A 21,807-nucleotide genomic window follows, 5' to 3' on the forward strand; every position below is an offset into this window, starting at 1 on the left:
AATGTCCCTATGATCTGTTATTCTTATTTGGTATAGACAGTTTTGACAGGATCGTAAGTTCAGGTGATGAATAATTTCAAATGACGGAGGAAGCATCCCATTGGAAAAGATTAAAATACTGCATTGCGCGGACTGGCATCTGGGGTCATCCCTTTGGTCCATTCCCGAACACGCCGCCCAGCGGGCGGTGGAGCTGCTCGGGAGTTTTCGGAGAATGACCCGGCTGTGCCAGAAGGAGCAGGTGGATCTGCTTCTCATTGCCGGGGATCTGTTTGAAGGAACTAATATAGATCCGGCGGTGGTTGCTTCGGTAAAGGAATATTTATCAGACATTTCCTCCCGGGTTTTTATCGCGCCGGGAAATCATGATTATGCAGCCTTGGATTCTCCGTTCCTGGATCCGGACTGGCCGGACAATGTCCACATCTTCAGGGGAGGATTGGAACGGGTGGATTTGCCGGATCTTCCGGTATCCGTGTACGGAGCCGCCTTTACCGGATCGCGCCAGGAGGAAGTACTGCTGCCGCAATCTGATCCGGACTGTGCCGGCCGGATTCGACTGGGAGTGTTCCACGCGGATGTCGTTGGCACCGGCCAATCCTCCGGATACCACGGAATTCAGCCGGAGCAGATCCGGGCCACGGGACTGGATTACCTGGCGCTGGGGCATATTCACCAATGCAGCGGCATTCAGCGGGTGGGTCATACCACCTGGGCGTACCCGGGCATTCCGGATGGACGGGGTTTCGATGAAACTGGCCGGAAAGGAGTGTATCTGGGTACCGTTCAAGCCGGTGCGGCAGATCTGCAGTTCGAAAGTCTGTCCAGCCGGCAGTATCTGATTGAACCGGTGGATGTTTCAAGCTTCCGGACGGAGGCACAGGCTGAGGCGGCAATTTTAGCCCAGCTGAAGGAACGTCACGGCGACTCCTATGCCGATCATTTTTACCGGATCCGACTGACCGGTCGGGTCGGGCTGGAAACCGTCCTGCCCTGGACCGTCATTGAGAACCGGCTGGCTGAAACCCTCCATTATGTTCAGCTGCTGGACGAGACCCGGATGGAAGTGGACTTTGACAATCTGGCTCAGGAAACTTCACTGCGGGGCATTTTTGTCCGGAAAATGCTGGAAGCGGGAGCGGGCGCCGACGAAGCTCAGAATAACCGGATGCGCCAGGCGTCGGAAGCGGGACTGCGAGCATTGGAAGGGCAGGTGATTGACTGTGATCATTAAACAAATGCATCTGGACCGGTTCGGCCGGTTCCAGGATTATTCCCTGACGCTGGGTCAGGGCCTGCAGGTGATCCACGGGGCCAATGAAGAAGGCAAAAGCACGCTGATGGCGTTTCTTCAGATGATGTTCTACGGGTCCAGCGGCCGAGGCCGGGATGTCGCGGGCAATTTGCGCAAAAAATACCGCCCCTGGGATGGCAGCCCAATGAAGGGGCACCTGATTTTTGAGGCGGATGGAACCACGTACCGCCTGGAGCGGGTGTTTGGCCAGAGCAATGTCACCGATCAGGTCAGTCTGTTCAACGAAACAACCGGGGAACGGATCCGGGTAAAAGCCAGGAAAGAGCCCGGGGTGGAATATCTCGGACTGGGAGAGGATGCTTTTGCCCGAAGTGTGTTTATCAGTCAGGGAGCCAGCCTGATCCGCGACGGAGCCAAACAGGAGGAACTGACCCAGCGTCTGCTCAATCTGGTAACCACAGGCAGCGAGGAGGTTTCTTACCAGTCAGCGCTGGACTCCATGAATCAGGCCAGAGAACGGCTGGTCAGCAAAAATCAGAAGAACGGACTGCTGGTTCTGGCTCGCCAGGAGGTTGAACACCTGGAGGAGCGCCGCCGAGCCGCGCAGGCCGAAGAACTGGAGAAGCTGGCTGCCCAGGAGGAGCTGGAGCGCGAGCAAAACTGCCGCCGGGAACTGATTGAGCGCAAAGCCGTCCTGGACAGGGAACAGAAGAAAAACGAAGGCATCCTTCGGACCCATCAGCTGGCCACTGCCATTGACCGGGAAACCCGGCATCTGGAGCTGACCCGGCAGATGAATGCCCTAGAGGCTCGGTTGACATATTCCGGCGGCCGGATGGATCGGAGCTATCTGTCCGCTGCGGATGAGATGCTGCGTCGAATTCATCAGAACGAGGCCAAAACCCAATCGCTGGAAGAAAATCTGTCAGCCCGCGAAACCGAGCTTGAGGCGCTGGATTCGGACCGAACCAGTCCTCTGGAGGAACCGCTGGAAGAGCTGAAAGCCAACGAGGTGCGGCAGTCCGAACTGGAGGAACAGCTTCAGGTGACGCGCCGGCAGCTGCAGGAGCTGCGCCTTTACCGCACAGCCATTCAGAAAGCGGAGATGCTGTCTGGTCAGTGCGAAGAGACTTCCGCCGAAGTGCGGGAAGCTGAGGTCGAACTGACACAGCTGGAAGAGCAGTACAAGGTTGTGCGCGTTGAACTGGAGGAGGCAAAACAGGCTAAGGAGCAGCAGCGCCAGACTCAGTGGCAGAAAGAGCAGGAAATCAGGCAGCTCGAGGAAGCCATGGCGCGCAGCCGGCTCCAGGTGGGGCAGTGGCAGGCGGATCTCAGTCACAATGCCGGTCAGATCTCGAAGGAAACACCCTCCGGTTCATACAGCAACAGAAGCCGGGCTCTTCCGGCACTGACGCTTTCAGGTCTGGCGGTTCTGCTTGCCCTCATTCTGGGCAGTCAGGTTCACCCGGGATTCTATGGAGTCCTGATCCTGGCATTGCTGTTTGCTGCCTGGGGATATCGCGGGCTTCCGGGAGCGGCTGATTCCCGGGGGGAAGCTGGACCCGATGAGGCAAACCAGCTGCGGGCAATGCTCTTGAATCAGATCGACCAGCTGGAAAAGGAGCAGGCCGGCAGCCTGGTGCAGCACACAGCGCTCACCCGGGAGGTCGGGGAGCTCACACAGGGCTATAACAGGTCAATCCAGCGGCTGGCCGAAATGGAAGCCAGGTATGGTGCAACAGAAACGCAGCTGGACGAAGTCCGGCGCCGTGTCCTGGGACTGACCAGCCGGCTCAGTGCACTGACCCGGGAGCATGAGGAGCTGCAGAGAGAACTGGAGCAGTTCACCGTCAAGGGGACAAAGCTGGATGAACTGAATCTGCTGGAAGAGCTGGATCAGATGCAGCAAACAGGTCAGTGCCTGGAAAAACGACATGCCGAGCTGTTGGATTTGCTGGAGGCCAGAGATCTGACGGATGCGATTCAGAAGGTGCTTACCAGTCAGATGTCGCTCCAGAGAGTACAGCAGCTGGGGCGCGAGATCTCAAAATTAAGGCAGGAACTGGAACAACTGGCCGCACAGCGGACCGAACACATCAACGACCTGCTGACACATCTGCAGCCATACCGCACCGTGAAGACCCTGGAGGAAACCACTGGGCTGATGCAGGATCTGACTGAAGACCTGGAGCGGTGCCAGCAGCTCTCCATTCAGCGGGAAGCCGTTGAACAGAACCGTCAGGAGCTGGAAAAGAACCATACGCTGGAAGAGTTGAAACTTCTTTGGTCAGAATCTTCAGCGGATGAGCGCGATGCCGCCCTGCCGGATCCGGACGATCTCCGGGATCTGGAACATCAGGCGGAGATGCTGACGGGTCAGATCCACGCCCTGGACCGTACGCTGGCGGCAAGAGAAGCGGAACTGCGTGAGAAATACCGATCCCGTGAAAATCTCAGCCAGGTGGAGGAACGACTGGATCAAGCCCGGATGAGCGTCAAGGGCAAACAGGAGCAATATGAGATACTGACCCTGGCCCAGACAAAGCTGACAGAAGCCTTTGAGGAGCTGCAGCAAAGCTTCGGACCGCTCCTGAACGATCGCACCGGAGCCATTCTGCGACGGCTGACCCGGGATAAATATCAGAATGTTCGAGTCAGCCGCAGCTTTGATATTATGGTGGAGGATGGGAATCAGCGTCAGCTGTTTGAGTGGGGTTACCTCAGCGGAGGAACCGTGGATCAGGCATACCTGGCCCTCCGGCTCGCCATCACAGATCTCATTTCGTCACCTGCTCAGCCCCTGCCTCTGTTCCTGGATGACATCTTCACCCAGTATGATGACGCAAGAGCCAGAGAGGGGCTGAACTTTCTGAAAGAGCATACCTGCGCCCGACCCGTTCCGCTCCAGACGGTGCTCTTCACCTGCCACGGCCGGATCCGGGACTGGGCCAGTTTGATGCCCGAGGTCACAGTTCTGGACCTGACCTGATCCATGGAGCAGGCACAACCATCAGGCAGCCTGAATCATGTTGAAATGGAACCAGGATAAGTTTCCATCATAACCAGAAATTGTAGAGCCAGAAAAGCAGCCGTTGCCTTGATCCTTGCCGGTCGGACAAGAACCAAAGCAGCCGTTGCCTTGATCCTTGCCGGTCGGACAAGAACCAAAGCAGCGACTGCTCTTTTTTTGATCTGTTTCATGATCCAATCAATGATCTATTCAATAACGGTCCACTAACCGGGCTATGATCTGACGAATGATCTTTCCATAGAGATGCCTGCCAGACTGTCTGCATAGCTGTCTGAACGGTTGCGTGCTGGTCTGCTTTCTCAGGCTGTATAAAAATCATTGACAAATTTCGCCTGTAGAGGGATAATTAGAACAGTAATTTTCTTCTGATGCCAATGACTTTTGGCGATAAACCGAAATCTCTTAGCCTCTTTTCCATTTCACTGAAATTCTTCTTTCACTCATCAGATGACCCAAGCCTTCCACCAGTTTTTGTTTTTATGATCAGCCCAGGTTTTTTTGCATGGAAAAAATCGCTGGGACGCCTTGTTATTCATTGGGTTGTCTGTTCCTTGTATTCTGTTGGTTTCAACTCATTCCACCCACGACATTTGACATTCACTCTTCGACATCCATCACAGGCAGGTGAACTATGGAATTTGATTTTAGACGTCTGACCCTTAATGAACTGCGGGATCTGGCCAAGGCAAACCAGGTAAAGGGCATTGCCAAGCTGCGCAAGCCGGAACTGATTGCTCTTCTGGAGGAATTGCTGCAGGATTCGGATCAGGTAAAACCAGCCGCGGAGCTGGTCGATTCTGAGGCTTCAGAAGGACCGGATCCGTCCGAAGCCGCGGACGAGCTCGATAACAGGACTGGGGATGAGTTTGCTCCCTATCAGCATGAGGCAGACCAGGAGCTGGGGGCGAGTCCCTCAGCGGAACCGGCGGCGGGGGGCGGTTATCCGCCGCAAATCGGCCAGGCCGTTCAGGAAGCGACAGCTGCCGGAGTGGGGAGCTCAGCAGAAGCCGGTTCGTCGCGGGAAACATCTTATGTGGATCGGAACGGAATCGCCTTGAAAGAGAAGCTTTCCCGACGGTTTGAACCGATGCGGTCTGAGCGGGACGGGTCCGCGGGTTATGAACGAAGCACTGCCCGTTCCGCGGAGGATCGGTCGGACTCCGGTGAACGCTCCTTCCCGCCGGATACCATTGAAGTGACAGGTATCCTGGAAATCATGGATCAGAACAGCTTCGGCTTCCTTCGCGGCGACAACTACCTGACTACACCGGATGACATTTATGTATCACCCACCCAGATTCGCCGCTTCCGACTGAAAACCGGGGATGAAGTCGCCGGAAAAACCCGCCCCACCCGGGAAGGGGAGAAATTCAAGGCGCTGTTCTATGTGGATCGCGTCAATGGAGATCCCCCGGGCAGCGCGATCACGCGCCGGGACTTTGAAACGCTGACCCCGATTTATCCCAATCAGCGGCTTCGTCTGGAAGTTCCGGAACGAAACGACATGTCGACCCGGATCATGGATATCATCAGTCCTGTGGGCAAAGGGCAGCGCGGCATGATCGTCGCTCCGCCCAAAGCCGGAAAGACCACGATCCTGAAAAAGATTGCCCAGCACATCCACATCAATAACCCGGAGACAGTCCTCATCGTGCTGCTGATTGATGAGCGGCCGGAGGAAGTCACTGATATGAGGGAATCCATCCAGGGTGAAGTCATCTACTCGACCTTTGATGAAGATCCGATGAATCATATCAAAGTGGCAGGCATGGTGCTGGAGCGGGCCAAGCGTCTGGTTGAGCATAAGAAGGACGTTGTCATTCTGCTGGACTCTCTGACCAGACTGTCCCGGGCCTATAACCTGACGGTTACTCCATCGGGCCGGACATTGTCCGGCGGATTGGATCCGGCGGCACTTCTGATGCCCAAGAAGTTTTTCGGAGCTGCCCGCAACATTCGCAACGGCGGATCACTGACGATTCTGGCCACTGCGCTGGTGGATACCGGCAGCCGGATGGATGACATGATCTTTGAAGAATTTAAGGGCACGGGCAACATGGAAGTTCATTTGGACCGCCGGCTCCAGGAACGGCGGATTTTCCCGGCCATCGATATATACCGGTCCGGCACCCGAAAGGAAGAACTGATTCTGACCGGCGATGAGCTGGAAGCGGTTCGCAAAATCCGCGCACTGCTCTACCGGACTTCCGAAATCAGCAAAGTCACTCAGGAACTGATATCACTGCTGGACAATTCAGAAACGAATGAAGAGTTCATGGATGCACTCAAAAAAGTGCAGCTGACCGAACGCAGCTGATAACCATGAGAGTCAGTACACAACCGATCGATGGAACCGGATGGTTCGGACTTGGCGTATTGAACAGAATTCATGTGATCCGGGGAAAATGAGCGAAACCGACGGCATTCGACCAATCGGGTGCTTTGGAGAGCCGGCAATCCTGCCGGCTCCCGGACGGGCGGATGGCTCCGCCCAAAAAATAAAGGATCCCACGAAGTACCGTGGGATCTCCCTGGAATAATGAACGGGTCATTATTCAGCAGTATTTTCTTCGACCGGGGCGTCAACAGGCGCAGCGTTCTTGACAGTTCTCTTTTCGAATTTCTTCTTGAACCGATCAACTCTTCCACCGACATCAACGATCTTCTGTTTGCCTGTGAAGAAAGGATGGCACTGAGAACATATTTCAACTTTCAGTTCGTCCTTTACCGAGCCGGTGACGAAAGTGTTTCCACATGCACACTTAACAACGGATTCGTGGTTGTACTTTGGATGTATGCCTTCTCTCATTTTTTTCACCTCAAATCATAATTTGTCAGGAACTGTATCAATTAACTATTCAATGATATCAGAACCTCCGATTCAAAGTCAATAAAATTCTCGTAATCCGCGATGTTTTACAGTATAATATTATCTTGAGAACGGATGCGATTTTTCGGATCCACTGCTGAAGAGGAAACCATGGCTAAATTATATTTTCGATATGGCGCGATGAACTCAGGAAAATCCACCGCCCTGATGCAGGTCGCCTTCAATTATGAGGAGCGGGGGATGAAGGTCTTTCTGATCAAGCCTCAGATTGACACCAAGGGGGGCGATACCCTGATCTCACGCATCGGCGTCTCGCGCCATGTGGATTTGATGGTACAGGGCACCGACCGGTTGTTTGAAATCATAGAAGAACGGCTGAAGACCCAGCCCATCGACTGCGTTCTGGTAGATGAAGCGCAGTTCCTGAAAACGGCGCAGGTGGATGAACTGCTGGCGGTGACGATTCGCCTGAAGATTCCGGTCATTGCCTATGGCCTGCGGACGGACTTTTCCACCAATGGCTTTGAGGGCGCACAGCGGCTCCTCCTGCTGGCTCACAGCATTGAGGAGATGAAGACCATCTGCACCTGCGGCCGCAAAGCAACGTTCAACGGCCGCAAGGTCAACGGCCGATTTGTTTTCGAAGGCGAGCAGGTGGCCATCGACAATCAGGCGGACATTGAATACCAGTCCCTTTGCCCGGATTGCTACTTTCGCCTGAAAGATGAGTATGAAGCCGCAAAGCGGCCGCAGGACAACCAGCCCGAGCAGGTCTGCCAGGCAGTCGGTTGGTTGTCCCAGTCTGGGGAATAGAAAAATCGCACGAAAAGTAATTTTTAAGATAAGGAATGAAAAGCATGAAAAATGTAGGAGGACAGGCGGTCCTGGAAGGCGTAATGATGCGTGGCAGCCACTGTGTGGCAACCAGCGTCAGAACTCCGGACGGGGTGATTGAAACGCTGACGGAACCAATTCAATACAACAGTTCTGCATGGCGCAAGACGCCTGTGCTGCGCGGAGTATTCAGCCTGGTTGACTCCCTGGCGACGGGCTTGCGCATGATGAATTATGCGGCCCGTTTTTACGAGGAACCTTCCACGCCGCGGACCGGCTTTGCCGCGTTTGTGGATCGCATCTCCGGCGGACGCGGAGAGCAGATCGAAAATGCCCTGACCATTGGATTGTCTCTGGGGCTGGCTCTGATTTTCTTTACGGTGCTGCCTACTCTGCTGGCCCGATTCCTGATCCGGCCGGAGGGGAACCGGCTGGCTCTGAACCTTCTGGAAGCAGTCATCAAGCTGGTTCTGTTCATTCTCTATCTCCTGGCCATCTCCCGGATCCCGGATATTCGCCGGGTGTTCAAGTATCACGGGGCGGAGCACAAGGTCATCGATGCCTACGAAAACGACCGAGAACTGACCGTGGCCAATGTTCGCCAGTCTTCCCGCTATCATGCCCGCTGCGGCACGAATTTTATGTTTCTGGTTCTGATCATGTCCATCGTTGTCTACTCCTTCGTCCCAAGCTTTGATCCGTTTATTCGGGTTGTCTCCAAAGTTCTGCTGATCCCGGTGGTTGCCGGTCTGACGTTTGAACTGATTCTGTGGCTGGGAGCCAATGATACCCCGCTGTCCCGCGCCATCAGTCTGCCGGGACGCCTGATGCAGCGCATTACGACTGCGGAACCCGATGATGCCATGATCGAAGTGGCCATCACTGCGCTGAAGCGTTCGGAAAATCTGCCCTTCACGATCAAGGAACTGAAAGCCTATGCCGATGAACGGTTGAAAGGACTGGAAGGCGCAGCGCTGGACCGGGATGTCCTGCTCAGCTTTGTGACCGGACATGACCGGAGCTATCTGCTGGCTCATCCCGAGGCAACCGTCACCTTTTCAGAGTACGATCGGTTCCGGGATGTCATCAGCAAACGGCGCAGCCATATGCCCATCAGCTATATTACGGGGCACAAGGAATTCATGGGGATGGACTTCATCGTCAATGAGTCCACACTGATTCCCAGACCCGATACGGAGATTCTGGTCGAGGAGGCTCTCCTGACCTTGAAATTACTGCCTCAGACCGGGGAGCCCGTCCGAATCCTGGATCTTTGTTCCGGTTCCGGGGCCATCGGATTGTCCCTGGCTGCCCTTTATCCCAACTCTCGTCTGGTGCTGGCTGATATCAGCCCGCGGGCCATGGCCGTTGCCCGGATGAATGCACAGAATCTCAAGGTCGAAGACCGGACTCGGTTCCTGGTCGGCGATTTGTTTGACGCCATTGACGGGTCAGAGGAGTTCCATCTGATCGTTTCCAACCCGCCCTATATCCGCAGCCGGGAGATTCGAACTCTCCCCCGTGATGTCAGGGAGTTTGAGCCCAAACAGGCCCTGGACGGCGGCGAGAGCGGACTTCAGTTCTATGAACGGATCTCGGACAAAGCCCGGCAGTATATTACCCAGGGCGGCGTCCTGTTCTTTGAGATCGGAGCCGATCAGGGAACGGCGGTGGCAGATCTGCTGCGGCGGTTCAACTGGCAGGATCCTCAGGTAATCGGGGACTTGGCCGGACAGGACCGTGTGGTTCGGGCCACCTGGATCCGCGATTTGTAGCGACGCCGGACACCAAGGAAAGACAAACAAGATCGAAGTGGCGGACAAATCAAAGTTGAAATCGAAATGGAGTGATGAATATGCTGAAAAAACTCAGCTTTATAGAAAATAAATATGACGAACTGTCTCATCAGATCGCGGACCCGGTGATCATGCAGAACCAGGCTGCCTGGCAGAAGCTGGTGCGGGAGCATTCCGATCTGGAAGATATCGTAACCAAGTATCGGGAATATAAGTCCAGAGAGAAGCAGCTGGAAGAAAACAAGGCTATGCTGTCAGAAAACGGACTGGATCCGGACATGAAGGAAATGTTCCAGGAAGACAACAAGATCCTGGAAGCAGAAATCGAGAAAATTCACGATGAGATTCGGATCCTGCTCATCCCGACGGATCCCAATGACAAGAAAAACGTCTTTGTGGAAATCCGCGGCGGTGCCGGCGGTGATGAAGCGGCTCTGTTTGCCCATTCGCTGTACCGACTCTATGTCAAGTACGCGGAATCCAGAGGCTGGCGGGTGGAGCTGATGTCCCTGAATGAAACGGATATCGGCGGCTTTAAGGAAGTCGTTTTCATGATTAAGGGAGAGGGAGCCTACTCCCGGCTCAAGTACGAGTCCGGCGTGCACCGGGTTCAGCGGGTTCCGGAAACGGAATCCTCCGGTCGGATTCACACCTCCACCGCGACGGTGGCTGTTCTGCCGGAAGTCGATGATGTGGACGTCCAGATCGATCCCAACGATCTGCGCATCGATGTTTACCGGTCCTCAGGCAACGGTGGGCAGTCCGTCAATACGACCGACTCAGCCGTCCGGATTACCCATATTCCGTCCGGACTGGTGGTGGCCATGCAGGATGAAAAATCCCAGCTGAAGAACAAAGAAAAGGCGCTCAAAGTGCTTCAGGCCAGACTGTACGAGATCGCGGAGCAGGAACGCAGCCAGAACATCGCGGATGAGCGGCGGTCCCAGGTTGGAACCGGAGACCGCTCGGAGCGGATCCGGACCTATAACTATCCGCAGGGGCGCGTGACGGATCACCGCATCGGACTGACCTTATACAAGCTGGAAACCTTCATGGATGGCGATATCGATGAAATGCTGGATGCCCTGACGGCTTACGATCAGAGCGAAAAGCTCAAGCTGATGGGGAATAGTGGAAACTGATAGGTTTCAAAAAATGCAGCTTCCTCGGAAGACTGCATTTTTTTCAGAATCAATCGACAGGAGGTAACCGTGGAAGAACTGAACATCCCGACACGCTGCTATGATCTGACCGCAATGGATGAAGCGTCGCGTCAAAAGGTATATGAGGAAGCCGGAGCCGTCATTCGAGCCGGCGGAACGGTGGTCTTCCCGACGGAGACGGTCTACGGACTGGGAGCCAATGCCATGGATCCCCTGGCGGTTCAGGGCATCTATCGGGCCAAGGGCCGCCCCTCCGACAATCCGCTCATCATCCACGTGGCAGACCGCGATCTTTCGGGTATAGTATCCGAAATTCCGCCGGCCGCCGTCCGGCTGATGGATCGCTACTGGCCGGGGCCATTGACCATTATCATGAAGAAAGATCCCGGTGTGCCGGCCCAAACCACGGGCGGACTGGATACAGTAGGGGTCCGGATGCCGGATCAGCCGGCCGCGCTGGCGTTGATCAAGGCGGCCGGCTGCGGCATTGCGGCGCCGTCGGCCAATATTTCGGGGCGGCCCTCACCGACCACCTTCCGCCGCTGCCAGGAGGACCTGATGGGCCGGGTTGATCTGATCCTTGGAATGGATCAGTCCCGGGTCGGGCTTGAATCCACCATCATTGACCTGTCTGGCACTGTCCCGGAACTGCTCCGGCCCGGCGCCATTACGCTGGAAGAACTGCGGGCGGTCCTGGGCGAGGTGGTCTATGTTCCGTCGGCCACCCTCCAGGGGGATGAGTCGCCGCGGGCCCCGGGCATGAAGTATCGCCATTATGCGCCCAGAGCCAAGGTTACGCTGCTGCGCGGAACCCGGCAGGCGGTGCAGCTCTACCTGCAGACCCGAAAGGACGAGCAGACCCTGGCCGTGCTGATCGACGCGGACGGCTTGGACCAGAATCCGACCACGAGTTGGTCCGGAACCGTTTTTGGGCCAGACGCAGCCGACTCGGATCCATCCGTTGTTCGCTTTGGATCCGTGACAGAAGCTGCCCGAGAGATTTTTGAAACATTGCGCTGGGCTGACGATCAGGGCTATACCGGAATCTGGGTGGAAGCCGTGGCGGAAACCGGTTTGGGCCTGTCACTGATGAACCGCCTCAAGAAAGCGGCGGCTTATGACGTGGTGGAGGTGAAGGAATGAAGGTGATTTTTGTCTGTACCGGCAATACCTGCCGCAGCCCGATGGCAGAAGGAATCCTGAAAGCCCTGGCGCCGGAGCTTGAGGTCGAGTCGCGGGGACTATTCATTGCACCGGGTACTTCCACCCACCCCAACACCCGGACGGTGCTCCGGCAGCGCCTGAATCTGGAGCTGAATCAGCCTGCCCGCAAGCTCTCCGGGGACGATTGCCGGGATGCCGGACTCGTATTGACCATGACCCGGGATCAGGCAGATTTTGTCCGCAATCTCACGGATTGCCCCCGAGTCTATGCCCTGGCGGACTATGCCGGTGACAGCGGGGACATCCCGGATCCCTTTGGGGGACCACTGTCTGATTACGAAGCCACCTTTGACCGCTTGACTGATCTGATGATCCGGGTGGTGAAACGACTTCGCGATCAGGAGATGGGCTGAGCCGAATGAAAACTTCGGACGTCAGGATGGAGAATCCTGGGAATTCCCGGGAACAGGGCATCGGGGATCCGGAAGCAAATTAACGAAAAATAACCGGAGAAGAAAAGTTCCGCACGAAAAATGAAATGATATTTCATTTGATATATAATAAAAAAGAACGACGTACCAAAATAAGGGCAGAGTCCGCCGCATCGGCCGGCCTGTTCCGACATTCAGATAGGCAGGGAGGATACAGCCAATGAGTACAGTGACAGAGATCAGACATCCGTTAATCCAGCACAAGCTGGCAATTATCCGGGATAAAGATACCGGATCCAAGGAATTCCGTGAGGTAGTGGAAGAAATTGCCATGCTGATGGCTTATGAAGTGACCAGAAACATCCATACCGAGGAGGTAGTCATCGAAACCCCGATGGGACCTGCCAAGTGCCAGATGCTTTCGGGCAAGAAGCTGGCCATTGTTCCGATCCTGAGAGCAGGGCTGGGCATGGTAGAAGGAATGCGCAAGCTGATTCCGGCGGCCAAAGTCGGTCACATCGGTCTTTATCGCGATGAAACCACCCTGCAGCCGGTGGAATACTTCTGCAAGCTGCCCCAGGACATCAACGAACGGGACATCATTCTCGTGGATCCCATGCTCGCCACCGGCGGCTCCGCCGCCGATGCAGTCACGCTGCTGAAGCGCCGGGGGGCCACCTCCATCCGCTTTGTCGGACTGATCGCGGCCCCGGAAGGAATACAAGCTCTTCAGGCAGCTCACCCGGATGTGGACATCTATCTGGCATCCATTGATGAGAAACTCAATGAGAAGGGCTACATCATTCCTGGTCTGGGCGATGCGGGCGACCGCCTGTTCGGCACCAAATGATCCGGTCCGCGACGAGAACACAGGGGATCTGCATCAGATCCCTTTTCCATTTGCCGCCGGCATTTTTTTCAGAAGCGGATCCGGATCAGCCGGACCGGGAACGGAGTGGGAACCATGGATCATGAATTCAAGCCACTTTTGAGGAGCGTCATTCAGGTCAGCCTGTTTGTCGCTTTGCCACTGGCCGGTCTGTCCGCTCTGATCTGGGGTGGGATGGCCGGGTTGGCCCTGCTGCTTGGCAGCCTGGTTGCCACGGGGGGATTTCTGCTCAGTGTCCGGATGACGGCAGCAGCCATCCGCTCCGGCGGAGTATTTCTCACCGTACTGCTCCATTTCGGGAAGATCCTGATTACCGTTCTAGTGGCCTGGCTTTTGATCAGTATTCAGCCAGTGCTGGGAATTTTCTACTTTGTAGGTTACACTCTGCTGTTTGGCGGCATCCTGCTGTACACGAAAAAGTTGACATAATACTCGATTTGGACTGCGCTGGACTGCAGAACAGGGCGGAATCCGGCCTGAAACCGACCAATTATCAACATTTGTTGGAAAACCGGTCACTTTGACCGGTTTTTTCATATTACGGGAGAGGAATTGTTAAGTATTGTTTAAATAATGTTCGTTACAACGTTTTCAGTTGCATCAAATTGAATTTACTCCTTGATTCGACTCAGTAAGAGGCATATAATTTTGTATGTTTGAGCTGAAAAACGATGGATGTGGAACATACTGGAATCATTGATCTTATTATTCAAACTCAATAGATCAGGTCATAGACCGAATAATGAAAAGCCGCCTTGCCCCTCAAGAGGATTCAGATAAAACCAGGGACATTCCGACAGGACTGTCTCTGTTTTTTTTGACATTTTTCGGGACAGTGCCGGTCAGGACCTGTCGTTGGCCATACCCATCGGACCGCGCAGTTTAAAATTTTAAAAAGGGGAGTGATGCTTACATGCATATGGTCGACTTCATCACCGAAGGACCACTACACGTACTCAAAATAGGCAGTCTGGAACTGGCTGTCACAAAGCCCATGCTGGTATCCACCGGCGTAATGATCGTGCTGTCGCTGCTGTTTATCTATCTGGGTCACCGAATGAGTGTGCTGCCGACCGAGCGGCGCCAGATTCTGTCAGAAACAATTTACGGCGCTGTTTATGGACTGGTTCGAGAAAATATGGGAGAAGGCTACTTTCAGTTTGTTCCGTTCATCGGCGCCCTGATCAGTTACCTGATGGGACAGAACTTTGTCGGTCTGTTCGGCTTCAAGCCGGCGACTTCCAGTTTTTCCACCACTCTGGGACTGGGTTTGATTTCTTTTACCATTATTCATGGCCACGCCATTCGATCGGCGGGAGTGAAAGGGTACCTGAAATCCTACATCAAGCCGATGCCGCTGCTGCTGCCGATTACTTTACTGGAACGGCTCATCTTCCCAATCAGTCTGGCGTTGCGGCTGTTCGGAAATATCCTGGCTGCCACGGTCATTATGTCACTGATCTATGGAGCGCTGCTGGAAATTCAGACCGCTATCGGTCTGGTGATTCCGATCCCGTTCCACATGTACTTTGACATCTTTGACGGAGCCATTCAGGCCGTGATCTTCACGTTCCTGACCATGATCCAGATCAAGCTGATCGCAGAGGAATCCTCGGAAGAACATGAGCATTGATGCCCGGGGATTCTAAGTTCCCACCTGCTGATGCAACCAATGAAAAACAGGGTGCCCGCCTGATCGGACACTTTACAATAGCTGACATTCAGAACAATTCGAACACACATTGAAATCAAACCAAAGGAACAAGGAGTTAACAAATTATGGAATTAGGATTGAGAGCGCTGGCAGCAGCCATTGCGGTTTTAACAGGTATGGGCGCAGGAATTTCAACAGGTCTGGCAACGGCTAAGGCGGTTGAATCCGTATCACGCCAGCCGGACGCATCCGGTAAGATCATTACAGTTCTGGTTATCGGATCCGCGTTTGCGGAAGCAACCGCCATCTATGGACTGCTGGTTGCCATCCTTCTGATTTTTGTCGGAGTAAGCTAATCGATTCATCAGACGATTCATCAGACGATCCATTAAAACGGGAGGAATGAACCATGAGTATTCATCTGTCGGAAATTGTAGTAAGCATACTGAATTTCCTTATTTTCTATCTCATTGTCCGCAAGTTTTTCTTTGGGAAAATCAAAGCGGCAATGGATCAGCGCACGGCCATGATCCAGGAAAACATGGAGCAGGCAGCAGCCGATCGCACGGAAGCGGAGTCGCTGCTGGCCAAGGCGACCCAGGATCATCGGACCGCCAAGCAGGAAGGGGTCCGGATCATTAATGACTACAAGAAAAAAGCCGAAGTCCTGTATGACGATATCTTAGAGGACGCCCGCACCGAAGCCCGCCTGATTGTTCAGCGGGGAACCCTTGACGCAGACCGGGAACGCGAACAGGCCAGAAAAGAAACCAGACGCAGTGTCGTGGAACTGGCCAGCACGCTGTCGCGCAAAGCCATCGGAGAAGATGCGACGGAAGCGACTCATGACCGCCTCATCGATGACATCCTGGGAAGGATGGATGAAGCATAATGTATGAATTCCTAGACAAACGGTATGCACAGGCGCTCTACGATGTGGCAAAGTCCAAGGATAAGGTCAATAAGTACATCCAGGATCTGACTGCCGTCGTCCAGGTCATCGATGAGTCCGCTGAGTTTCAGCAGCTGATCAAGCATCCGGAAATTTCCCTGAAGGAAAAGAAGAAGTTCTTTATTCAGCTGTTTAAAGGCAAAATGGATGAAGACCTGCTGACCTTCCTTCTGATCCTGATTGAAAAAGACCGGATTCTGTTTTTGCGCGAAAAGCTGGAAGAACTGAAAAAGACTGACCTGGACGAGCGCGGGATTCTGGTTGCCAGAATTCGCACGGTTCAGCCCTTAAAGGACTACCAGCGAACCGCGCTGCGCCAGAAACTCATGGACCGTTATCAGAAACAGATCGAACTGGAAGAGACCATCGATCCGGACCTGATCGGCGGAATTCTGATTCAGGTGGGAGACCAGCTCATCGACGGCAGTGTCCGGTCCATGCTGGATGACCTGAAAAAATCCATGATCACCACCATTGAGGTAAATGCAGAATGAGAATTAAACCAGAAGAAATAACTTCCGTCATCCGCAAAGAAATCGAGCGGTTTGACAAGAAAGTCCAGACGGTAGACTCCGGCACCGTCGTCCAGATCGGCGACGGTGTCGCCCGTATTTACGGGCTGGATGACTGCATGGAAGGCGAATTGCTGGAAATGCCGGGCGGCATCAAAGCCATGGCGCTGAACCTGGAATATGACAATGTCGGAGCCGTTGTGCTCGGTCCTTCAGATTCCATCAAGGAAGGCGATTTTGTTCGTAAAACCGGACGTGTGGTGGAGGTTCCCGTCGGAGAAGAAATGATCGGCCGGGTTGTCAACTCCTTAGGTGAAGCCATCGACGGCAAGGGGCACATTGAGCCCAAGCTGTTCCGGCCGGTGGAAATCCAGGCGCCGGGCATCATTGAGCGAAAATCGGTCACTGTTCCGCTGGAAACCGGTATCAAGGCCATCGATTCCATGGTACCCATCGGCCGGGGTCAGCGGGAGCTGATCATCGGCGACCGGCAGACCGGCAAGACCCAGATCGCGCTGGATACGATTCTGAATCAAAAGAACAAGAACGTTCTGTGCATCTATGTGGCCATCGGCCAAAAGCAGAGCAACGTGGCGAATATCTACAATATTCTGACCAAGGCCGGGGCCATGGACTATACCACGATCGTGGCAGCCACGGCGGCAGAAAGCGCTCCGCTGCAGTACCTGTCGGCCTATACCGGCTGTACCATCGGGGAGTACTTCATGAACAAGGGACGGGATGTCCTGATCGTGTATGATGATCTGTCCAAGCATGCGGTGGCATACCGGGCCATGTCGCTTCTGCTCCGGCGTCCGCCGGGACGGGAAGCTTACCCGGGAGATGTCTTCTACATCCACTCCCGTCTGCTGGAACGGGCAGCCCGTCTGTCCGATGATCTGGGAGGCGGTTCCATGACGGCTCTGCCCATCGTTGAAACCCTGGCCGGCGACATTACCGCCTATATCCCGACCAATGTCATTTCCATTACCGACGGCCAGATCTTTCTGGAATCGGATCTGTTCTACAACGGCATCCGTCCGGCCATCAACCCGGGTATTTCGGTATCCCGCGTCGGCGGCAATGCCCAGACCAAGGCGATGAAGCGGGTAGCGGGCAAACTGAGACTGGATCTGGCGCAGTACCGGGAACTGGAATCCTTTGCCCAGTTCGGCACAGACCTGGATGAATCCTCGCGCAGTCTGCTGGACAAGGGGCAGCGCATTGTGGAAGTCCTGAAACAGCAGCAGTTTGAACCGATGCGCTACGAAAAGCAGATCATGATCCTGTATGCCGTCATGAACAACAAGCTGAATCAGGTGGCCGTGCGCGAGGTTCGCACCTTCGAGCGCGAATTCCTTGATTTTATGGACACCTACCATGCCAGCATCGGCAAAGCCATTATCAGCACGGGGGAACTATCCCCGGCTCTGCAGCGCGAACTGGATGAAGCCATTGAGGAGTTCACCCGGGAATACTACAGCGGAGAGCAGGTGTAGACCATGGCAGGAACGACTCTGATCGCGCTGAAGCGGAGGCTGAAGACCGTCAAGTCGACGCGCAAGATCACCATGGCAATGGGGCTGGTGGCTACTTCCAAGTATCAGCGGGCCCGAATCCTGCTGACAGGAAATACAGCCCATTATGAATCCTTCAGTGAAATTGTCAATGAGATCCTCAATTCCATTCCGCCCACGGAGGAGACCCCGGGGCTGTTCCTTCAAAGTCCGAATCCTCAGGCCCGACGGTTATACCTGATGCTCAACTCAGACAAGGGTCTGGTCGGCGGCTATAACTCCAGCCTGGCCCATGAGGCGATCGCGATCATTGCCCAGGAATCAAAGGAACCTCTGATTCTGACGACGGGGTACCGGGGAACCGCCCCGATCAACGAACACCTCGAGGCGGGATCGCTGAAGGAGTTTCCTCTGGGTGATCTGCCGGGACCGCGGGAAGCGGCACTGCTGCTGAGAGACCCGCTGGAACTGTATCGGACTGGTCAGGTCAGTGAGGTTCGCATCATTTACAACCATTATCTCTCCGCCCTGCGCGATGAGATCCGGGTGGAAACGCTGCTGCCCTTTGCGCGCCCCCGGCGGGAGTCCGACGAGATTGCTGCCCGGTTCGACTTTGACCCGGATCCGGCCATGATGCAGGATCAAATCCTTGGCATGTACCTGAAAGAGAAAATGTATCACATGCTGCTCCATGCCAAGACGGTGGAACACTCCACCCGGATGAAGGCCATGGACAGTGCCAATAAAAATGCCGATGACATCCTGCGGGATCTGTCACGGCAGCTGAACCGCCTCCGCCAGAGTGTCATCACTCAGGAGATCACCGAGATCATCGGCGGTGCGGAAGCTTTGAAATAGGAGGAAATATGGCAGAGAATGCAGGAAAGATCGTACAGATCATCGGACCTGTTCTGGATATCCAGTTCAATTCGAAAAACATGCCCCAGATCTTCAATGCCCTGGAGATCAAGTTGGGCGATCGGCTGCTCTATGCCGAAGTAGAGCAGCACATAGGCGGCGACATCGTGCGGGCCATTTCCATGGAACCCACCGAAGGCCTGAAGCGCGGCATGGAAGTGTTGGATATCGGCGCGCCCATCACGGTGCCCGTCGGCCAGCAGACCCTGGGCCGGCTCTTCAATGTACTGGGCCAGAGCATTGATGGCGGTCCCGCCGTCTATGCCGACAAGTACCTGCCGATCCACCGCAAGCCTCCGAGCTTCGAGGAACAGTCGGTTGAACCGGCCATGTTTGAGACCGGAATCAAGGTCATCGACCTGCTGGCACCCTATATGAAGGGCGGTAAAGTCGGTCTGTTCGGTGGTGCCGGGGTCGGCAAAACCGTCCTGATTCAGGAACTGATTAACAATATCGCCAAGGAATCAGGCGGACTCTCCGTGTTCACCGGAGTCGGCGAGCGTTCCCGTGAAGGCAATGACCTTTACCGGGAAATGCAGGAGTCAGGGGTTATCAAGAATACAGCCCTGGTCTTTGGTCAGATGAATGAACCTCCGGGAGCGCGCATGCGCGTGGCTCTGACGGGTCTGACCATGGCGGAGCATTTCCGCGATCAGGGACAGGATGTGCTGCTGTTCATCGACAATATCTTCCGGTTCTCGCAGGCTGGTTCGGAAGTATCCGCGCTGCTGGGCCGGATTCCGTCCGCGGTAGGCTACCAGCCGACCCTCGCTACGGAAATGGGTGCGCTCCAGGAACGGATCACCTCAACCCGCCGCGGCTCCATTACTTCGGTTCAGGCTGTCTATGTGCCCGCCGATGACCTGACGGATCCCGCTCCGGCAACGACCTTCAGCCATCTGGACTCGACCACGGTTCTCGATCGGAAAATCGTGGAGCTGGGTATCTACCCGGCGGTGGATCCCCTGGCGTCCAATTCCCGGATCCTGGATCCGAAGATCGTCGGGCAGACGCACTATGATGTTGCCCGCCGGGTCATTCAGGTTCTGGAAAAGTACAAGGAACTGCAGGATATTATCGCCATTCTCGGCGTAGAGGAACTGTCAGACGAGGATCGGGCTCTGGTAGCCCGGGCCCGGCGGATTCAGCGCTTCTTCTCCCAGCCGTTCCGGGTAGCCGAACAGTTTACCGGTATGCCCGGCCGGTTTGTCCCGGTCCGGGAAACCATTCGCGGCATTCAGGAAATTCTGGAAGGCAAACATGACCACATCCCGGAAGGCGCCTTCCTGTTCTGCGGAACCATCGAGGATGTGCTGGAAAAAGCCAGGGAGATGACCGGAGATGCATCTTAAAATTGTCACGATGGAACAGACCCTGTGGGACGAAGAGATTCTTTCCATTCAGGCGGAAAGCCCGACCGGGCAGTTCGTCATCCTGAGTCACCATGCCCCGCTGATTGCGATGACGATTCCGTCCCCGACCGTTCTGACGCTGTCTGACCGGCAGAAGAAGATCCTCTATACCGGAGACGGTATTCTGCGTGTCCTGAACAATGAAGTCATTTTCATTACGGATCAGGCCGAGTGGAAAGAGGCTCTGGATGCAACGGGAATTCGTGCCCAGCTGGCAACGGTTGAACGGGAGCTGACCAGCCCCGGTGCGCCCACTCACCTGAAGGAAGAAAAGATCCGACTGACCGCTCAGCTGAAAACTGCGCTGCTGCCGGAATAGCTTCCGGGAGGAAGGCAGCCGGGCGTTGAGCAGGGACTGCCTCAATGAACCCCGAATGAAAAAATCACATAAAAATCCCGAAACAAAAAGGACCGTCTGGTCCTTTTTTGTTTCGGGATTTTTTCGTTAAATTATTATTTGCGGATTTTTCGTTTGATTTTATTGCTTTGGGTCAGCCGGGAGGTTTGTTATTTCTGCCTGGCGGTTCGGACCAGTCTGCGATAACCCTGATGCAGAACGGCGGTATCCATTCCCAGGGTAATTCCCCGAATGCCCAAATCGGTCATGTCCTTGACGTTTGCGGGATCACCGGTGAACACCATCAGGAGTTTTCCGTTCGCCAGGACAGCCTGGCAGATCCGGCGCAGTGCGGCTTTAAAATCCGGATGGTCAAACTGACCGGGAATGCCCATGGAGATGGACAGATCGTAGGGGCCGATAAAGAACCCGTCTATTCCGGCCAGGGCACTGGCGTCTTCGATGACTTCCAGGAGCTCCCTGGTTTCGCACTGGGGTAGTACCAGAACTTCCTGGTTACAGTGGCTCATGTACTCGTCGAGAGTGCCGTTGGCCCACTCCTGAGCCCCCCAGCGGGAGACCCGGGTGGGGCAGAAGCTGCGTTCTCCGATGGGCGGGAACTTGGCAAAGTCTACCAGCAGCCTGAGCTCTTCCAGAGTTTTGATGCCCGGCACAACCAGTCCCTGTGCGCCGGAATCCAGGATGCGCTGAATTTCACGGTGGCTGATCTGCGCGATGCGGACCAGGGGAGTCAGTCGGGCGATCTCCGATGCCCGGATTAAATCCAGGATGGTTTCAGCGCCCATGGCACTGTGCTCCGCGTCCAGAATGACATAGTCCAGACCCGTTCCTTCCATGGCCTCCACGCTGTTCATATGGCCGATTTCCAGGAAGGTGCCATAAGTGGTATGCCCCGCCTCCAGGGCTCGCTTCAATTCATTCTGCATGTTGTTACCTCGCTTGCCGATTGTTTGCTCTGGCTTCATTCTACCACAGGAGCTTGCTGCTGGTGTGCTGCTGGGACCCGGTTTCTGTTTACCCGGCTGCTGTTGGCCTGGCTGGAATTTCTGCCGGATTGCTGCCGGACTTCCCGCTCATTGAAAGAGGAATCT

General features: G+C 55.0%; 20 protein-coding genes. 18 read left to right on the forward strand and 2 right to left on the reverse strand.

Annotated elements, in window-relative coordinates; all coding sequences use genetic code 11:
- The first annotated feature begins 100 nt into the window (after positions 1-100).
- From P6M73_RS06355 to rho, 3 genes are all read left to right on the forward strand, one after another.
- The gene (locus tag P6M73_RS06355; RefSeq protein ID WP_277855276.1) at positions 101-1,234 is read left to right on the forward strand and encodes a metallophosphoesterase family protein; all 1,134 of its coding nucleotides are present in this window, start codon (positions 101-103) and stop codon (positions 1,232-1,234) included.
- Positions 1,224-4,244, forward strand: coding sequence for an AAA family ATPase (locus P6M73_RS06360; RefSeq protein ID WP_277855277.1), 3,021 nt, complete (start codon positions 1,224-1,226; stop codon positions 4,242-4,244). Before P6M73_RS06355 ends, P6M73_RS06360 begins: the two co-directional genes overlap by 11 nt.
- A gap of 673 nt (positions 4,245-4,917) precedes the next feature.
- Positions 4,918-6,603, forward strand: coding sequence for a transcription termination factor Rho (rho, locus tag P6M73_RS06365; RefSeq protein WP_277855278.1), 1,686 nt, complete (start codon positions 4,918-4,920; stop codon positions 6,601-6,603).
- Positions 6,604-6,837: 234 nt separating this feature from the next.
- On the opposite strand, the gene rpmE is transcribed toward rho, so the two are convergent.
- Positions 6,838-7,095, reverse strand: a complete 258-nt coding sequence (rpmE, locus tag P6M73_RS06370) for a 50S ribosomal protein L31 (RefSeq protein ID WP_489666476.1) — start codon at positions 7,093-7,095, stop codon at positions 6,838-6,840.
- 171 nt (positions 7,096-7,266) lie between these two features.
- On the opposite strand from rpmE, the gene P6M73_RS06375 reads away from it, so the two are divergent.
- The 15 genes from P6M73_RS06375 (at position 7,267) to P6M73_RS06445 (ending at position 20,677) form a co-directional block, all read left to right on the forward strand.
- Positions 7,267-7,929: a thymidine kinase gene (locus tag P6M73_RS06375; RefSeq protein WP_277855279.1), complete on the forward strand. Its 663-nt coding sequence runs from the start codon at positions 7,267-7,269 to the stop codon at positions 7,927-7,929.
- A gap of 44 nt (positions 7,930-7,973) precedes the next feature.
- On the forward strand, positions 7,974-9,725 hold the full coding sequence (gene prmC, locus P6M73_RS06380; protein ID WP_277855280.1) for a peptide chain release factor N(5)-glutamine methyltransferase: 1,752 nt from the start codon (positions 7,974-7,976) through the stop codon (positions 9,723-9,725).
- An 80-nt stretch (positions 9,726-9,805) separates the two neighbouring features.
- Positions 9,806-10,888 carry a peptide chain release factor 1 gene (prfA, locus tag P6M73_RS06385; RefSeq protein ID WP_277855281.1) on the forward strand — a complete coding sequence of 361 codons (1,083 nt, stop codon included), beginning with the start codon at positions 9,806-9,808 and terminating at the stop codon, positions 10,886-10,888.
- Positions 10,889-10,957: 69 nt separating this feature from the next.
- Positions 10,958-12,052, forward strand: coding sequence for an L-threonylcarbamoyladenylate synthase (locus P6M73_RS06390; protein ID WP_277855282.1), 1,095 nt, complete (start codon positions 10,958-10,960; stop codon positions 12,050-12,052).
- The gene (locus P6M73_RS06395) at positions 12,049-12,486 is read left to right on the forward strand and encodes an arsenate reductase/protein-tyrosine-phosphatase family protein (RefSeq protein WP_277855283.1); all 438 of its coding nucleotides are present in this window, start codon (positions 12,049-12,051) and stop codon (positions 12,484-12,486) included. Before P6M73_RS06390 ends, P6M73_RS06395 begins: the two co-directional genes overlap by 4 nt.
- Before the next feature lie 238 nt (positions 12,487-12,724).
- Entirely contained in the window at positions 12,725-13,354 is a 630-nt protein-coding gene (upp, locus tag P6M73_RS06400) for a uracil phosphoribosyltransferase (protein WP_277855284.1), read from the forward strand.
- A gap of 114 nt (positions 13,355-13,468) precedes the next feature.
- Positions 13,469-13,822 (forward strand): hypothetical protein, encoded by a 354-nt coding sequence (locus tag P6M73_RS06405; RefSeq protein ID WP_277855285.1) that lies wholly within the window; start codon positions 13,469-13,471, stop codon positions 13,820-13,822.
- 484 nt (positions 13,823-14,306) lie between these two features.
- Positions 14,307-15,026: a F0F1 ATP synthase subunit A gene (locus P6M73_RS06410; protein ID WP_277855286.1), complete on the forward strand. Its 720-nt coding sequence runs from the start codon at positions 14,307-14,309 to the stop codon at positions 15,024-15,026.
- A 146-nt stretch (positions 15,027-15,172) separates the two neighbouring features.
- Entirely contained in the window at positions 15,173-15,403 is a 231-nt protein-coding gene (atpE, locus tag P6M73_RS06415; RefSeq protein ID WP_277855287.1) for an ATP synthase F0 subunit C, read from the forward strand.
- 53 nt (positions 15,404-15,456) lie between these two features.
- Positions 15,457-15,939 carry a F0F1 ATP synthase subunit B gene (locus P6M73_RS06420; RefSeq protein WP_277855288.1) on the forward strand — a complete coding sequence of 161 codons (483 nt, stop codon included), beginning with the start codon at positions 15,457-15,459 and terminating at the stop codon, positions 15,937-15,939.
- Complete coding sequence (locus P6M73_RS06425) at positions 15,939-16,493, forward strand: F0F1 ATP synthase subunit delta (RefSeq protein ID WP_277855289.1); 555 nt, start codon at positions 15,939-15,941, stop codon at positions 16,491-16,493. Before P6M73_RS06420 ends, P6M73_RS06425 begins: the two co-directional genes overlap by 1 nt.
- Complete coding sequence (gene atpA / locus P6M73_RS06430; RefSeq protein ID WP_277855290.1) at positions 16,490-18,010, forward strand: F0F1 ATP synthase subunit alpha; 1,521 nt, start codon at positions 16,490-16,492, stop codon at positions 18,008-18,010. Before P6M73_RS06425 ends, atpA begins: the two co-directional genes overlap by 4 nt.
- Positions 18,011-18,013: 3 nt before the next feature.
- A complete protein-coding gene (gene atpG / locus P6M73_RS06435; protein WP_277855291.1) occupies positions 18,014-18,886 on the forward strand; it encodes an ATP synthase F1 subunit gamma in 873 nt (290 codons plus the stop codon).
- 8 nt (positions 18,887-18,894) lie between these two features.
- Positions 18,895-20,298, forward strand: a complete 1,404-nt coding sequence (gene atpD, locus P6M73_RS06440; protein ID WP_277855292.1) for a F0F1 ATP synthase subunit beta — start codon at positions 18,895-18,897, stop codon at positions 20,296-20,298.
- Complete coding sequence (locus P6M73_RS06445; RefSeq protein ID WP_277855293.1) at positions 20,288-20,677, forward strand: FoF1 ATP synthase subunit delta/epsilon; 390 nt, start codon at positions 20,288-20,290, stop codon at positions 20,675-20,677. Before atpD ends, P6M73_RS06445 begins: the two co-directional genes overlap by 11 nt.
- 188 nt (positions 20,678-20,865) lie before the next feature.
- On the opposite strand, the gene P6M73_RS06450 is transcribed toward P6M73_RS06445, so the two are convergent.
- Positions 20,866-21,642, reverse strand: coding sequence for an HpcH/HpaI aldolase family protein (locus tag P6M73_RS06450; RefSeq protein ID WP_277855294.1), 777 nt, complete (start codon positions 21,640-21,642; stop codon positions 20,866-20,868).
- Positions 21,643-21,807: the final 165 nt, after the last annotated feature.

Source organism: Anaerococcoides asporogena (genome assembly GCF_029590275.1).
Classification (GTDB): domain Bacteria; phylum Bacillota; class Clostridia; order Clostridiales; family Clostridiaceae; genus JG1575.